The following is a 15,596-nucleotide window of genomic DNA, read 5'->3' as shown; positions in this document are numbered from 1 at the left end:
GGTTCCTTATGAGGAGCTTTGTCCTATGCACATCCAGCATTTTCCTCACCTGATTAGTGCTTTTATACTGGGAGCACCGGGTGTATTTATACTAACATCATCCCCAATTTTTGCTGCACCAATTGATAGATTAGTTGCTCCTGAACCGTTAAATACATTGGCAGAAAACCCCTTCGCGCAGGTGAATTCTGTCTCTCAACTCTCGGATGTAAAACCAACTGACTGGGCGTTTCAGGCGCTGCAATCTCTAGTAGAACGCTACGGCTGCATTGCCGGTTATCCCGACGGCACCTACAGAGGAAACCGCGCGCTGACGCGGTACGAATTTGCAGCAGGATTGAATAGCTGTCTCGATCGAGTCAGCGAACTAATTGCCGCAGGAACAACCAACCTGATTACTCGGGAAGATTTAGCGATCGTACAAAAACTGCAAGCAGAATTTGCAACAGAATTATCGGTGTTGCGGGGTCGAGTCGATACTCTCGATGCACGCACAGCAGAACTAGAAGCGAATCAGTTCTCGACTACTACGAAGCTGAATGCGGAAATTATCGTGGTGGTAACAGATACCTCGGGTAACAGTGTTGGGGATTCGCGCGATCGCACCAACACTATTGTTGCCAACCGGGGCCGATTAAATTTGGAAACCAGCTTCACCGGTCGCGATATGCTCAGAACCCGTTTGGAATTCGGCAACTTGGGCAGGATTGCCGACTATACGGGTACAAATATGACGGCCTTGAACTTTGATGGCAATGTCGATAACACAATCACCGTCCCTCACGTATTGTATGTGACCCCGCTGACCTCTAATCTGGCGCTGACCGTCGGCTCCACAGGTGTTGGGTATCCCGATATTACGGATTTGCTGACTCCTCCAACGATCGCCAGCGATAGTCAGGGAATTCCGTCGAAGTTCGGACAATACAATCCCCTCTACCGCCGGGGAGGTGGCGGTGCTGCTGTCAACTGGACGATCGTCAAAAACCTCACCCTGACTGTGGGCTATGTAGGCGGAAATCCCAATCTCTCGCAGCAAAGTAACGGTTTATTCAACGGCTCGTACAACGCTCTGGTTCAGCTTGCCTACCGGGGCGATCGCGGAGCAATTGGCGTAGCCTATTCTCGAACCTTTGCACCAAGCGGTAAAGCCGACCTCACAGGCGGTACGGGCAGTTTTCTGGCTGCGCGACCGTTTGGGGACAATATTGCTACATCCAGCGATTCTGTAGGCGTACAAGGATTCTACCGCCTTGCTCCCCGGTTGCAAGTTCACGGCTGGGGCGTTTATACTCGCGCCAAGGCAGAAAATTCCGGTGTTAGCAGCGTTTCTGATGGTAGAGGTGGCGTGGTTTTGCTAAATGTTGACGGCGACGATCGCGCCGATATTGTGTATGCAGCGATCGGGATAAGTTTCCCAGATGTGGGAGGTGAAGGCAACCTACCCGGGATTTTGGTGGGTTTGCCAGGTCGCGTGACGAGCAGTAATGTGCGCCGCGAGCGAGATACTTCTTATCACGTTGAAGCCTTCTATCGCTTTCAGGTCAACGACAACATTTCCATCACTCCTGGTGTTTGGGCCGTTGTTAATCCTGAGAATGACAGCCGCAACGACACTCAATGGGTTTGGTTGCTCCGCACTGGCTTTAACTTTTAACCGGAAGATATTTTAGTAACCTAGTCCTGGACGCAAAAACCCAGTTTCTTGACGTAATTGCCTCATTTGAGACGATAATCGCGAGAAACTGGGTTTTTTAGACTGATAGTGCGTCCAGGGCTTCAATTTCATGCCACACAACAAAAAACCCCTGCCATCGCTGGCTGGGGTAGAAAATTATCAGGGTGCATCTACTAATATTTGCAAGTATAGCAGACATTTGTGGGGTGTCACCCTCCAGGGGTGACACCCAACTAAGATTTTCAGTCAGAATAAATTATGATTCAATATGCCAATGATTAACAAAGCTTCTATATCATCTCGTTCTGTCCCAGCCGCTCTAAAATTTAAGATTTAGAATAAATCTGTGCTAGACCTCAAATTAATCCGAGAAAACCCGCAAGCCCTGCAAGAAAGCCTCAACCTGCGCGGAGGTAACTATGAAATCGAGCCGATTTTGCAATTAGACAAACAGCAGCGGGAGTTGGAAGGCAAGCGATCGCAACTGCAAGCCCGCAGCAACGAAATTGCCAAACTCATCGGTCAAAAAAGAAAATCGGGTTTAACCCTCGAATCTCCCGAAGTTCAGGAACTGCAGGCAGAAGGCAACGCAGTCGGCACCGAGTCGAACCAACTGCAAGCACAAGAAAAAGACCTAAAAGCTCAAATAGAAGCTTTATTGCTACCGCTGCCAAACTTACCGAGTCCGTCAACGCCGATCGGCAAAAATGAAGAGGAAAACGTCGAAATCCGGCGCTGGGGAGACGAATACATACCCCAAAATTCCGGTATTTTACCGCACTGGGAAATCGGCGAAAAATTAGGAATTATCAACTTTGAACGGGCAGTAAAAATCGCTCAGCCCCGCTTTGTCAGCTTAATGGGAGCCGGGGCAGCCCTGGAAAGAGCGATTATTCAATTCATGCTCGATCGCCACACAAAAGCAGGTTATGTAGAAGTAATTCCACCATTTTTAGTTAACACTGAATCCCTCACTGCTACGGGTCAATTACCCAAATTTGCTGAAGAAAGTTTCAAGTGCGACCAAGATGATTTATGGCTCATTCCTACTTCCGAAGTTCCCGTTGTCAATTTGTACAGAGGTGAAATTTTGACAGCAGAACAGTTGCCAATTTATCACTGTTCTTATACTCCTTGTTTTCGGCGGGAAGCTGGCAGTTACGGCAAAGATACCAGGGGATTAATTCGACTGCACCAATTTAATAAAGTAGAATTGGTGAAACTCGTGCATCCGAGTACCTCCGAGGCAGAGCACGAAAAGTTAGTGCAGGATGCTGAGGGAGTTTTACAGGCCCTGAAATTGCCTTATCGGGCGATCGCACTCTGTACCGGCGACTTGGGTTTCGCGGCAGCCAAAACCTACGATTTAGAGGTGTGGCTGCCATCTGCGGGCAAATACCGCGAGATTTCCAGTTGTTCCAACGTCGCAGATTTTCAGGCGCGACGGGCGAATATTCGCTTTAAAGAAGCGGGGAAAAAAGGCACTCTATTCGTTCACGCGCTGAACGGTTCCGGTTTAGCTATAGGCCGCACAATGGCAGCAATTTTAGAGAATTACCAGCAGCCGGATGGAACTGTAAAAGTGCCGGAAGTGCTGCAATCTTATTTGGGTCGCGAGACTTTGTAAGCTGTTTGTCGTCACTCGGCGATTGAAACCGCCGAGTTATCTTACAGTTTAACTAATGCTTCCTTGATATCGAGCCCCAAAAATCTATCCAGCGCTAAATACATCCAATAAACAGATAGCTGATTATCACTGCTAGTCTTCTGAAATCCCAAAGCTAGGGACTGTTTTTCGTACATGGGGTGAATCATCAGCGTGTACAAGTCGCAAAGATTCGGAAAATCTGTTTGCATTTCGCCTAAAGTTTTCTGTGTGTCTTCAAGAAAAGCAATTCGGTATTCTGACAAATACTGCGGATCGATCATCCAACTGCGGACAAATACTGACTGGCAATTTATATCTCCTGGTAGCGCCATATTGAAAGGATCGATATCGGAAATAGAACTTAAATGAAGCGCTTTACTAGGAGCATTAAAAAAATTTATTTCAGATTCGCTAGCTGTGGGATAAAGTAAGTAAAATCCGACTGGATTGAGATTATCTGAGCGGCGCAAAACTCGCATTCCCTTTGAGTATTGATTGGCAAAAAGCCGGAGGATTTTAGCAATTTTGTGGGGGACGGCGTTAGTGTTGCGGTTCATCCAGTTGTAATTGGTGGCTAATAAATTGGCAACGGGAATCGCGTCGCACCGAGGGTTGAAATCATCTAATTGGAGTTGTACAGGCTTTTGAGGTTCGGCGGTCTCTAAAATTTCTGAAACTGGTTGGATTTGAATTGCCGTAGCGTTACCATCAAAGTGTTTTGCGATTAATCCGAGTGCTGCTAATTTATCTAACATCATTCCGGCGGCGCGATCGCTCCCGCGATCGGAATCGCAGTAAAATAGTTCGGCGGCTTCCCGGTGAGTGCACTGCACTTCTGTTGCTGGCACTTCCAGTTTCGCCAGCGGTGGTTTGAGACGGGGCTGGCTTTCCTGAAGCTGTTTCACTGATAAGTAAATCCAAAGCCTGATAAAGCATTCAGCCCTAGTGCGAGTTACGCCTACTCGTTTCATCAACAGCGAAACAGCCGTGCGGCGTTGAGAAGGAGAATACCAAGTATCTAGTTTTGCAATATCCATTTCAGTCGGGAAGCAGCGAAGGAACTCTAGTTACATATTGGCTCAATTACATAAAACTTCACCCCGCTTCAGGTTATTGGTTGCCGCTGTTGCTCAACTTCCCTGATTTCCGGCGACTCTACAAGATAGCTGGTTCTTCCTTGCAAGTTCACTGCTTCACAAAGCACAATCAGTTTTAAATATTTTCTGGCTTGATTTAACAAAACAACCAACCCGACTAAATTAGCAACTTTAGAGGTTTACGTCATTTACAGTGCTTATATCAATCGGATTGGAAAATTTTTGCCGGGAGAACCGATTAATAATGATGAGATGGAAGAGTATCTCGGCAAAATTGCCTCGCGCCCTTCGAGAGTCAGTCAGCGAATTCTCAACAGCAACGGCATTCAACAGCGCTACTACGCGATCGACAAACAGCAGCCAACACTATATTCTAACAGCCAAATGGCAGCGTTTGCCGTCCGTGAGGCGATTTCTCAGTCAAATCTGGAACCAGGGGCGATCGACTTACTGGCCTGCGCCACTACTTTACCAGACTTATTAGTACCGGGATTTGCCAGCACAGTACACGGGGAACTTTCCGAATTATCTCCCCTAGAAATAGTGTCAACTCAAGGAGTTTGCTGTGCCGGAGTTAGTGCTTTAAATTACGCCACCTCTCAAATCGAACTCGGCAAAAAACAAACAGCAATTGCCGTCGCTTCCGAATTTCCCTCGCGCCTGTTCAAAAACACCAAATTTGAAGCAAAGACTTCAGTGCAAGCGGGAAAACCCCTGCCTTTCGATACAGAATTTCTGCGCTGGATGCTCTCCGACGGTGCCGGAGCATTGTTGCTCCAAAACCATCCTAACGCGACAGGAATAAGCTTAAAAATAGAATGGATTGAGCTAATTTCCCACGCCAACGCCTATCCTGTTTGTATGTATTCAGGATTAGCAAACGAAACATCAACTAAAAGCTGGTTGGGTTATTCCTCTTACCTCAATGCAGCCACAGCGGGAGCTTTTGACTGGCGGCAAAATATTAGCTTGCTGGACAATGTAATGAAATTAGGTGTTGAAGGTTGGCTGCGGTTGATTAAAGCCGGGAGAGTTTGTCCGCAGGAAATCGACTGGCTGCTGTGCCACTATTCGTCTCACTTTTTCCGGGAACAAATTGTAGAACTTCTGGAACAAGCAGGCTGCATGATTCCTGAATAAAAATGGTTTACCAACTTGTACAGTCGGGGAAATACAGGCGGCGCCTCGATTTATTTAATCTTAGAGGGATTATTCAATTCTGAAAAGTTGCAGCCTGGACAGACAATCTTTTGTTTCGTGCCGAAAAGCGGCAGCTTTACAACGGCATACATGATGTTAACTGCTGTGGAAAATACCCATAAACCTATGATTTATTAAATTTATAACTTTCTTGAGGTTCCAGAATCTTCGACTCTCGAAAGCGTTAAACCGGAACAACCCAACTCTCCGCAAGCTTATTTGTTGCGGCAGTTAGTATGGATTTGGCTTACGTCAGCGATATTACCGGAAATTGCGACTGGAATCATGTAAATGTCAACCGCCATGCGCTAGCGCCAAACAGTCCGTTTAATGCGGCACCCGACTTGTTTTTGCACGGGATAATTGCGGAATATCTCTATCAGTATTTAGAACTGCAAAAAGAGATGAGCAATGTTTAAAAGTAGGGTGGTATTTATTTAGGCTGCAACCCCTAAGCACTTACGAATATAAGTAGCGCGTCAAATAACTTTTTGCGTAAGTCCTGAAGTTGGAGATAATGGTTAATTTTTCAAGTAAAATTAATAGGAGAACTCAAGCTGCTGCTAGCTGTGCTTGTTCTGCTTGGGGCAAAGTCTGATTTACCACAATCCACTTGCCTGTAATTGGGTCACGGTAAGTAATAAACGGATTAGATTTTAAAGGTTGACTGCAAGGTTTAGCGGCCATTTCTACACACTCCCCATAAATGGTATTGAATAACTACTACAACACCCTACCTTTAATAATCGGCTATTTGGCCTAAAATCCGCGTGATTTATACCTCAACAATAGGTGATATTTTAGGTATGTTTTGGTGACATAAAACACCGCCTAATGTGATTTAAAACTGCGTTGGCAGTGAGCAGTATCACCAAAAACCTTCCGTAAAAAAAATCTGCCTTCGGGTTTTTACCTTCTACCTTTAAGAGGGCCACTATTTTCAGTATACATCTGATATTATTAAGTAAGGTAAAGACGTTTATCAGAGATCCCCTCACAAACTTATGGTGCTATTTGGATTTGGCAAAAAGTCGAGCCTGCCCTCTCCCCAAGAGGCCTTGCCGGGACGGGCAGAGTCGATGTCGGTACCGGCAACTCACTTTGTTAACGGCAATCCGCTCAAACCTCCCTTTCCAAACGGCATGGAGACTGCCTTGTTTGGCCTGGGCTGTTTTTGGGGAGCAGAACGCAAATTTTGGCAACAAAATGGAGTTTTTTCGACGGCTGTTGGCTACGCGGCCGGGATTACTCCGAATCCTACTTACAACGAAGTTTGCAGCGGGATGACGGGACATAATGAAGTAGTTCTGGTTGTGTTCGATCCCAAAGTAATTAGTTACGAAACGCTGCTCAAAGTTTTTTGGGAAAGTCACAATCCTACTCAAGGAATGCGTCAGGGTAATGATTCGGGTACTCAGTACCGATCGGGAATTTACACCTATTCAGCTAGCCAAAAGCAGCTAGCTGAAGCTTCGCGCGATGCTTACCAGCAGGCTCTGACGGCGGCCGGTTACGGCAAGATTACCACTGAGATTATTGATGCTCCTGAGTTTTATTACGCAGAAAGCTATCATCAGCAGTATCTTGCTAAAGAGCCGAACGGTTATTGCGGTTTGGGCGGTACTAAGGTTTGTTTACCTGCTATGTCTCAGGCTTAAAAATTGACCCCGCTTAGGGAGAGGGACACATAGTTCAGGACAAAACATTGTTGTGTCCTTAAAACAGATCTCAGGACACAACAATGTTGTCTCCCTACAATATATCTGGTAGGCAGTTGCTCCTAGCCCGCCACAAAAAGCGGAATATCTTAGTAGTAGTTGAAAATAAGTAATAAATGCTGAATGCTGTTGTAATTATCAATCTACTAATATCTGTGGTCTGTTTTTATATCGCTGCGAAAGTGTGGAAAATCAGGGGGACGATCGCACGTTTGGAAATTCGGATCGCAGGAATGGAACGCAGCAGCAGCAATGTCCTCAGCAAATCGCCGGATTTCCTTGGTAAAAGGCAGCAAGGTACCCGCCAACTGCGACGACGTTATCAACAACTGGAATTGCAACTGCAACAGGTTCAGCAACTTTTGGGATTGCTGGGTTTCGGACGGATGCTTTGGTCCAGGCGCGATCGACGTTTGAGGTAAGCTATCCTAAAACTGCCGCCCCTGCTGACTCCGTAGGATTGTCAACAATATTTCTACCTTTGCAAAGGGCCGCGATCGGGCAAACGTGCCTAAAATTGGTGTATGGAGAGAAGTTATAAAAATGTCAACTAAACGTTCAGGATTATTTATTGGCGGTTTGCTTGTGGGTTCTGCGATCGGGGCCGTGACTGGGTTGCTGATAGCACCGCGACCGGGCAAGGAGACGCGACAGATATTGAAAAAATCGGCCGATGCTTTGCCCGAGTTGGCGGAGGATTTATCGACTAGCGTGCAGTTGCAGGCCGATCGACTTTCTGAAACTGCAATCCGAAATTGGGACGAAACTTTGATTAGACTCAAAGAGGCGATCGCGGCAGGTTTGGAAGCGACTCAGCGGGAACGCCAAACCCTGTCGGAAGCTGAAGCTGAAGTGAGTCCCCCGTCGCGCCCTCCCATCCGCTAAATGACATGAAATTCTCAACCCCCAATCCCAGATTCAAGTGAGCGATCCCATATTTTGGCTAGGACTTTCGATTTTGCTAGTGGCAGTTAGCCTGACTGCTGTTTTAGTGACTTTAATACCTGCGGTGCAAGCGCTCGCCCGGGCGGCCCGCAGCGTGGAAAAGCTCGCTGACACGCTTTCTCGCGAATTTCCGCCCACTTTGGAGGCGATTCGGTTGACGGGGCTGGAAATTAGCGAGTTGACGGATGATGTCAGCGAGGGAGTACAAAGTGCGGGCGAGGTTGTCAAACAGGTCGATCAAAGTATTGGTAGCGCCAAAAAGCAGGCGCAAAAGGTGCAGGTAACTACTCGCAGCGTAGTGAGTGGGATTAAGGCTGCTTGGAAAACTTTAACTCGGAAGCCGCCGATTTCTGGGACAAATCGCCGGTCAACAGATAGATTGTCGCCGAGTCAAAGAAGTGCGCTTTCGCTAAGGGATTCGGGTTTGGAGGATAGGTATTCTGGGGTTTACGGTGCGGGTGGGAGTAATGGGGAATCGCCCCGGTTGAGGGGTAGCGAGGGTTCGGGTTTGCCGGGGGATGCGGAAGATTTTGAGGAAGTGCGATCGAACGATTCTTGATTGCACCCAATTCCTCATCATCCCTCCACAGCACAGCGATCCCACCAGCAAGGATTCTTATCAATAAAATCCATCAAAGCATCATACTTAGGCGAACCCTTTTGTTCCACATATTCCAAAGCCCCCCAACTTCCCCACTTACTAAATGAACTCACATCCACAAAGTGCATGAAGAGACTACCTCCAGCTTGTTTCCAACTATTCAGTAATTGGGTGTAGATCTCATACATTTCTGGACGCCTATTTAATTCCATAAAAAACTGAGTCAGTTTTTCGTTATTCTCAACTCCTTCAATACCTACAATATGTTGACCGCCCTCGTAAACAAATAACTTGAGACCTTTTTTTTGAGCCACATCTAAGAAATACTTAAAGTCATTCTCAACATCGGGCAAACTATCTTTGAAGCCAGGAAGTAACCCGCCCTCTTTTAATTGCTTAAAAGCTTTGCCAAACCCGCCATCTGCGTCCTTCAACCAAGACTCTACTGTACTGACACTTTCTTTCCCGCCCAAGTTTCCGCTAAAATATCCAGCTATGGCTACGGCATCAATACCGTGTTGATAACAAGGTTTATTGCCCTCAGCCACCCAATAGGAACACTCTAAAGAATAAGTTTCTAACTCTCTCCAGGCTCTTTGAGTTCCTAACACGCACACAACTCGATTGTTTTGATCCCCAAAAACGCCTTTCCAGATATCGCACATTTGAGCAGTACGCATTCCGTGCCATTGCATAAAAGCATCGCCTTTATCTCCCCACCTCGCTTTACCTTGTTCCAAAGCATAAGTCGCTTGTGGGAATGACCAATTCCAAACCTCATTAGAATACTCTACATTAACTTTCAGCTTGGGATCTAAACTATCTTTGATCATTTTAGCAAAGTTAGTCATATATTCATCCGTAGCCTGGTGTGGCATATTAAACCAGGGCTCTGCTTGGAGTTTGTTAGATAAATTCACCATAACTTCTATGGGAACATTTCCTCTGTAAGCATAGGATACACTCTCTGGTTTAGGTCGGTTTGACCAGTCTTTTTGTTCTGAACCATTTGTGTCCATCCAGTCCATAAAACGCAAGACTCTAAATTTTTTAATCTTGTCTATAAACAGCGGATTAAATATTTCACCACTTTGATAAAGCTGTTCATCTTGGGAGTGAACAACTTTAATATTGCGGATATAGTTCCCTGTTTTCTTGGGATCGGTAGCAGTAATTATAATCATTATGCCTCCGCCTTGTGTGGCATCTACATTAATGATATCCCTCCCGGGTTTCGACGCAGCCTCATCTTTTTTGGCATCAAAGCTATATTCGATCGCACCTTCACCCTCATAAGTAACAATATATTGCCCTGAAGGATAGCGATTGGGGATTTCCCTAAGTAATAGGGTACTTACCCTAGTATATTTAGGAGCATCTTCGGGCGAGGGGAGAGACTTCACCCACCCATTTTCATCAAGATTTAAAAGATTATACTCCTCTGTATCCCATTCACCGTTACAGTTTGGTTGTCCGCTGACGCATTGAGTTATCCATTGTCTAGAAGATTTGAAAGCATCTAAAAAGGGTAATTGTGTTGAGTAGTCAGCAATACCACTCAGCCCAACTCCTAAAGAAGATCGAGAATTTGATGTATTTTGTACATCTGCACGCACAGCTACTTTGTTATCTACTTGCCGTGCTGCTGTGGGAGCAATATTAGTGGTTAAAGCCCAACATCCGGGAATGAAAATGACAAAAATTAATAAACCCAGCACAAAGCCCAGAGCTTTATTTTTTGATAGGATACTTAATCGAGACATAAATTTGACTAATTTGAGTGTTTTAGGTAAAATCGAAGCGGGTGAGGCAGTTTTAATTTTGATATTTTATCAAAAACTTCCTTCTCAAACTATCAGCTATAAGATTATTAACATTTTTGCCTCTCTGTGGAGGGGCGAGATCCCTTTCTGTCCCCAAGTGCGATCGCCCATCTAACCGTCTTTATCCAAATCTTCTGTTTTCGGCGCTTCTGAAGTTGAGGGGAATTCTAGTCGAATATTAATATCAATTGATACTGTATTTTTCTCAATCACACCTATACCAACTATTTTTACTAATGCTTCTGTAGGTACAGAATTATTTATTTTAAATTCAGGAGAAGACTGAGTTTTATATCCGGCTTCCTGTAGCCGATCGCAAATATTGCGCCAATTTCCTACAGGTTCGTTAGGTACATCTGCGAGTTTTTTAACATATTGGTATAAAGTTTTACATAAATAAACCTCTGCACTTTTGGAACTCTGAAACAGTTGGCGGGCGATTTCGGCGGGACTGCAACCGGAAAGCAATCCTCGCAGGTAAAGTTTTTCTGTTTCTGTTAGTCCCCTTCGCGATCGGGGTGAGATTTGCCGTTTAGCTTCTGCAAAAGCTTGGTACAGCCTTTCTAAGTCCCAGTGTTTCGCGGCTTCGGCAAATAAATCTTCTTTTGATGCCATTGTCGGGTGTGGTGAGATGTGGCTAACGATAGCATAACCGAAGTTGATAGCGTTTGTTAGTGGTTTGCTAACTATAGGTAGTCTAGGATTAAATTACCGACTCATTGTCTAAGTGCAAATACTTAGAAAAGCGGGAAAGTGCGATCGCGATCTTTCAAATTTTGTCTGTTTAATTAACTTTCGTTAGTCAAACAGTTAGTTTTTGTTCCTTACACAGAGGTATTTCAATGGCTAAAGGTGATGAAATAGCGAAAGCGGCAGGTTCCGCTGCTGCCGGTGGTGCTGTGGGTGCTGGTGTGGTAGCTGCTACAGGTTTGACGGCAGTTGGTGCCGTTGGCGGAGGTGCGGGTATTGGTGCTGCTGCTGGGCCCGTTGGTGTAGCCGTAGGTGCGTTGGCTGGTTTGGCATTTTACGGGATCAGCAAGGCTTTTTCTGACGACTAAACATTGACTCGCGCCAGGGACTTCAGTCCCTAGCTAATAACTAGGTTGTTGATATTTAGCGTTTGTTCCACGAGTCCGCCGGGGGTTAAAAACCCCCGTCTCATAGCGAAAGTCCTCTAAAGAGGACTAAATACCTAATGTACAAAATTTTCAGTCCTCATAACGAGGACTTTCGCTGTTAGCCAGGAGTTTAAACCCCTGGCAGATAGGTTGGTAAGCGCACAATCTATATCAATTTGAACCGCGAATTTCTAGCTCTAACTTAGCCCGTCCCTCAACTAAAAAGTGTCAACTTATGTCTTCTCAAGAATTTCAAGCAGCATACACCAGCATTTACAGTACAGGCACTTTCCTCTTACAATATCTCAAAGAATTCCGTGACGGGCTCCGCATTCAGGGAGATGAAAGTCAAGGACTACAAAGCATTGAAGATGAAATTAACAAAGCTTTAAAGGCTTTGCAAGCTCAGAAGTATCAAGTAGCCGTCATTGCAGCAATGAAAGCTGGCAAAAGCACCTTCTTAAATTCTATCATCGGTGCTGATGTACTGGCGAGTGAAACGGCCGCCTGTACCATCTGCCGTACAGATGTCCGACACATTAAACCGGGCGAAACTCCTAAACTTTTAGAGTATCGAGAAGGAGAAAGAAAACCAGTCATTCTTGTTGAGGGTGACGCAGGCAAAATTCAACAAGAATTCCTGCGGCGTACCCGTGAAATCCGAGAGAAAGGCAATCCTGATAACACTACACGCTTTGAGATAGAGCATGCGATTGAAGCAATTAGCCAATTATCTTCTCTCACAGGCTTTACCTTAGTTGATACTCCTGGCCCTAATGAGTGGGAGTCTGCAAACTTCAACATTAATGCACTGAAGCAGACAGCACTAGAAGCACTGCGAACCTGCAATGCCATTCTGTTTATTTTAAACTACGCTTCCTACAAAGATAATGCAGTTGCCGATTTGTTTAAGGATGTTGTTGAAAATCGTAAGGATTTTATAGCTGAGAACACGGGAAAAATTTACTTTATTTTGAATAAAGTTGACCAAAAAACAGAGAGAGACAAAGAAATTGTTGATGTCATTAAAGATTTAGAGCGAGAGTTAGTTGGTTTTGGCTTTAGCAATCCAGTTATTTACCCTGCTAGTTCTCGACAAGGACTTCTAGCGAAACTGATTCAGCAAGGAAAAGCAACTGAAAAGGAGATAAAAGATTTTGAGGATTTCTTTAGTGCCAAATATGCTGAGAGAGATGAAAAAGGTAGGAGAGTAATTCCTTTACCTGAAGAGATTGCACCAAGAGCTTTGCAAGATAGCGGTATCCTGAACATTCAAGAAACAGTCATTCAAAAGATTACGCAAAATTCTGGCTGGAATTTATTGAGTGAGGTGGTGGCAGAAATTGATAAAGCTGCTAAGGCTATTGAGGATACTCTGAATACAGAAATTAAAGGTTGGGAAATGGAGATTGAATCCCTCAAGGAAAAAGTAGAAGAGTACAGGAAACGCTCAGAAAATGCGATGTACAAAGTTGAGTCAGTCAAAAAAAAGGTCGAGACATAAAAACAAATACTAATCCAAGGATTTAGTCAAGGCATTGATAAATTTGCCGATGGAGCTAAAGCCAAGATCAAAAGTGAGATTGATAAGATTGCCGACTCTCGTTCCGCCAACTCTCCAAAGCCAAAAAAAACTCCAAAAATTCTTCAACTACCACAGCCAACATCTGATAATATGGGCGTCGGACAAATAATAGGAGGAATGGGAGAATTAGTATTAGGACTTTTCCCTAATTTTGGTAAGGGCTTAGGCCAAGCATTCAATTTAACTGTATCTTTGTTGGATAAGCTGAGTGAATCTGTGCCTGAAACTTTCAATAATTCGGTTTATGAACACGCTGTTAAAAGTGAAAAATTAGAGCCGTACATTATCCGGTGTAAAACTAAGGCGGAAGCAGAAAAAATTGTTAAAACAATTAATAAATTTTGCGCGCCACATATTCATAATTGGTGGATAGATACTCAGGATGAATTAGTTCGAGAGGGGACGAAGATTCGCGAAGAGTTGGCAAGAAGAATTCAGGAAGATATTCAAGAAATATCAGATGAATTATCTAATTATCTTGGTGATTCTTTAGAAGTGAAACTGAACATCAACTCGATTCAGTTTCCTAGCTTTGATTTTCCCGGAATTGATGCGCGGATTAAAGATGTACAATTAGCAGTGGTTGTAGGAAATAGAAGGGAAGAAACAGGTAGAAAAAGTCGTTGCTGTAACTCGGATGAAGTCTATTATGCTGATGTTGATGTTACGGAAAATTGGGAATTTTTTGATGTTGATTTACGACAGACATTAGAGTCAGTAAATGGGAAAATAGATGAGCAGATATCTAGAAACAGACAACTTCTAGAGCGAGTTATTGATAAACAGATTTCTGCTGATTTCAGAAGTGCCGAAAAGCAAATCAATGATTACATTAAAAGGTTTCAAAATGACTTCGAGCGCGTCTTGAAGGAACGGGAAACGAAAGAAGCAGAAGCGCCGGAAATTCTAGCTCGTCTTGAGTATCAAAAAGCCACGCTTATTGAGTACCTCAGTCAATTAAGTTCGATTCGGGAATCTCTCAATAGTTGGAAGCCAGTTAAGTAAAGTTAGAGAAAGTACGATCGCCCTTTTTTCCCAAAGTGCGATCGCTCTTATTTAAAGAATGTTAATATCGAAGCATGGATAGTGTGTACAGACTGCAAGGCGTTGAGTTTGAATGGGACACAAACAAATTTCAGATTAACCTAGAAAAGCATGGCGTTAGCTTTGAAGAAGCCGCAGAAGTTTTCTTCGATCCATTCTATCAGGAGGGAGATGCAACGGCTCATGACGAACAGCGTAACTTTATCCTGGGTTAGTCCCGCACTCAACGCCTATTACTGGTTGTTTATGTAGAACGCAGCTTGCGAATACGCATCATTTCAGCCCGTCCTGCTACCCGGACTGAAAGGAAATTATATGAACAATTCTGAAGAAGAAATAAAATTGCAATTGCGACCTCGTACAGCGGAAATAGTCTCGCTAAACATTCCAATAGATACTTTAGCATCACTTGAGAAAATAGCGGCAAATCGAGATATGTCTGTAGAAGCATTGCTTAAGTTTTATATAGGGCAAGGTTTACGGGAAGACTTAGCTAAAGTTTTTTCAGAACGCTTGCTAGACAAAACTGCTCAAGTTTTGGCTAGACACCTTGAGTCAGCCGAAGAAATATCAACTATTATTCGAGAAATTCAAGCTGAAACTTCACATTAAATGATGGCGGGATTTCAGTACACGACTAAAAGGCGATAGCCCTTATTTTCCGAAAGTGCGTGAAGCGCAGCTATCCCGTAGGGAATCGCCCTTATCTAACTTCTATTCCCCTCACGTTACTAAGCAACTGCAAGTTCATATTGCAGAACTAAAATTTCATCAGCTTTTAACATAGCTATAGCATATTCAATCCCTTGACTATCAGCAAACTCCACTAAATACTGACATTCCTTTCCCGTATCATACACTTCAACAATAGTTCCCACAAGTCCAACTGGCAAACTAGAAATAGATGCGTATTCTGGTTCCACTAGCGCTAATCGCGTATTTGAAATCGGCTTGAGAATCGCAACAGAATCCAAAACTCTAAAGTGTTTGATCATAGTTTAAGAAAAGCTGAAATCCCACAACGGTTAGAATTAGTTGAAGTCATTTCCCAGAAGTACCTTCTCAAGGTTTTTAGGGGCAGGTTTAGTTAGGATATACCCAATCGCAGCGAGTTTACCCCTTTCACGCACCCGCCCTCC

The 15,596-nt window shown here is 44.4% G+C and carries 18 protein-coding genes; 13 read left to right on the top strand and 5 right to left on the bottom strand.

Going from position 1 to position 15,596, the window contains the following annotated elements:
- Positions 1–25: 25 nt before the first annotated feature.
- Both QUA62_RS07830 and serS read left to right on the top strand, forming a co-directional pair.
- Positions 26–1,657: an iron uptake porin gene (locus QUA62_RS07830; protein ID WP_333403337.1), complete on the top strand. Its 1,632-nt coding sequence runs from the start codon at positions 26–28 to the stop codon at positions 1,655–1,657.
- 367 nt (positions 1,658–2,024) lie between these two features.
- Positions 2,025–3,305, top strand: a complete 1,281-nt coding sequence (serS, locus tag QUA62_RS07825) for a serine--tRNA ligase (protein ID WP_333403336.1) — start codon at positions 2,025–2,027, stop codon at positions 3,303–3,305.
- Between the two features lie 41 nt (positions 3,306–3,346).
- On the opposite strand, the gene QUA62_RS07820 is transcribed toward serS, so the two are convergent.
- Positions 3,347–4,363, bottom strand: coding sequence for a hypothetical protein (locus QUA62_RS07820; protein ID WP_333403335.1), 1,017 nt, complete (start codon positions 4,361–4,363; stop codon positions 3,347–3,349).
- A 282-nt stretch (positions 4,364–4,645) separates the two neighbouring features.
- Here QUA62_RS07820 and QUA62_RS07815 point away from each other — a divergent pair, with 282 nt between their 5' ends.
- Both QUA62_RS07815 and QUA62_RS07810 read left to right on the top strand, forming a co-directional pair.
- Positions 4,646–5,563: a hypothetical protein gene (locus QUA62_RS07815; protein ID WP_333403334.1), complete on the top strand. Its 918-nt coding sequence runs from the start codon at positions 4,646–4,648 to the stop codon at positions 5,561–5,563.
- A gap of 296 nt (positions 5,564–5,859) precedes the next feature.
- Positions 5,860–6,042, top strand: a complete 183-nt coding sequence (locus tag QUA62_RS07810) for a DUF6999 family protein (RefSeq protein ID WP_333403333.1) — start codon at positions 5,860–5,862, stop codon at positions 6,040–6,042.
- Between the two features lie 133 nt (positions 6,043–6,175).
- On the opposite strand, the gene QUA62_RS07805 is transcribed toward QUA62_RS07810, so the two are convergent.
- Positions 6,176–6,310, bottom strand: coding sequence for a hypothetical protein (locus QUA62_RS07805; protein ID WP_333403332.1), 135 nt, complete (start codon positions 6,308–6,310; stop codon positions 6,176–6,178).
- Positions 6,311–6,627: 317 nt separating this feature from the next.
- On the opposite strand from QUA62_RS07805, the gene msrA reads away from it, so the two are divergent.
- The 4 genes from msrA (at position 6,628) to QUA62_RS07785 (ending at position 8,845) form a co-directional block, all read left to right on the top strand.
- Complete coding sequence (gene msrA / locus QUA62_RS07800) at positions 6,628–7,281, top strand: peptide-methionine (S)-S-oxide reductase MsrA (RefSeq protein WP_333059920.1); 654 nt, start codon at positions 6,628–6,630, stop codon at positions 7,279–7,281.
- Between the two features lie 176 nt (positions 7,282–7,457).
- Positions 7,458–7,763 (top strand): hypothetical protein, encoded by a 306-nt coding sequence (locus tag QUA62_RS07795; RefSeq protein WP_333403331.1) that lies wholly within the window; start codon positions 7,458–7,460, stop codon positions 7,761–7,763.
- Between the two features lie 121 nt (positions 7,764–7,884).
- Positions 7,885–8,226, top strand: coding sequence for a YtxH domain-containing protein (locus QUA62_RS07790; protein WP_006632275.1), 342 nt, complete (start codon positions 7,885–7,887; stop codon positions 8,224–8,226).
- A gap of 37 nt (positions 8,227–8,263) precedes the next feature.
- Positions 8,264–8,845: a DUF948 domain-containing protein gene (locus QUA62_RS07785; protein ID WP_006632276.1), complete on the top strand. Its 582-nt coding sequence runs from the start codon at positions 8,264–8,266 to the stop codon at positions 8,843–8,845.
- 17 nt (positions 8,846–8,862) lie between these two features.
- On the opposite strand, the gene QUA62_RS07780 is transcribed toward QUA62_RS07785, so the two are convergent.
- Positions 8,863–10,650, bottom strand: a complete 1,788-nt coding sequence (locus tag QUA62_RS07780; protein ID WP_333403330.1) for a cellulose-binding protein — start codon at positions 10,648–10,650, stop codon at positions 8,863–8,865.
- A gap of 171 nt (positions 10,651–10,821) precedes the next feature.
- Positions 10,822–11,325, bottom strand: coding sequence for a DNA-binding response regulator (locus QUA62_RS07775; RefSeq protein ID WP_333403329.1), 504 nt, complete (start codon positions 11,323–11,325; stop codon positions 10,822–10,824).
- Between the two features lie 227 nt (positions 11,326–11,552).
- Between QUA62_RS07775 and QUA62_RS07770 the strand changes: the two genes are divergently transcribed.
- From QUA62_RS07770 to QUA62_RS07750, 5 genes are all read left to right on the top strand, one after another.
- Positions 11,553–11,768, top strand: a complete 216-nt coding sequence (locus tag QUA62_RS07770) for a hypothetical protein (RefSeq protein ID WP_242724456.1) — start codon at positions 11,553–11,555, stop codon at positions 11,766–11,768.
- A 295-nt stretch (positions 11,769–12,063) separates the two neighbouring features.
- The gene (locus QUA62_RS07765; protein ID WP_333403328.1) at positions 12,064–13,332 is read left to right on the top strand and encodes a dynamin family protein; all 1,269 of its coding nucleotides are present in this window, start codon (positions 12,064–12,066) and stop codon (positions 13,330–13,332) included.
- A gap of 171 nt (positions 13,333–13,503) precedes the next feature.
- A complete protein-coding gene (locus QUA62_RS07760; RefSeq protein ID WP_333403327.1) occupies positions 13,504–14,418 on the top strand; it encodes a hypothetical protein in 915 nt (304 codons plus the stop codon).
- Between the two features lie 83 nt (positions 14,419–14,501).
- Positions 14,502–14,672 (top strand): BrnT family toxin, encoded by a 171-nt coding sequence (locus QUA62_RS07755; RefSeq protein WP_333403326.1) that lies wholly within the window; start codon positions 14,502–14,504, stop codon positions 14,670–14,672.
- Positions 14,673–14,772: 100 nt separating this feature from the next.
- The gene (locus QUA62_RS07750; protein ID WP_333403325.1) at positions 14,773–15,069 is read left to right on the top strand and encodes a hypothetical protein; all 297 of its coding nucleotides are present in this window, start codon (positions 14,773–14,775) and stop codon (positions 15,067–15,069) included.
- Positions 15,070–15,188: 119 nt separating this feature from the next.
- Here the strand turns inward: QUA62_RS07750 and QUA62_RS07745 are convergent, their stop codons facing one another.
- Positions 15,189–15,452, bottom strand: a complete 264-nt coding sequence (locus tag QUA62_RS07745; protein ID WP_333282938.1) for a DUF4926 domain-containing protein — start codon at positions 15,450–15,452, stop codon at positions 15,189–15,191.
- Positions 15,453–15,596: the final 144 nt, after the last annotated feature.

The organism is Microcoleus sp. MON1_C1 (genome assembly GCF_036701945.1).
GTDB lineage: Bacteria > Cyanobacteriota > Cyanobacteriia > Cyanobacteriales > Microcoleaceae > Microcoleus.
Note: the sequence above shows the minus strand (reverse complement) of the source record. Positions and strands in the feature narration are given on the sequence as shown.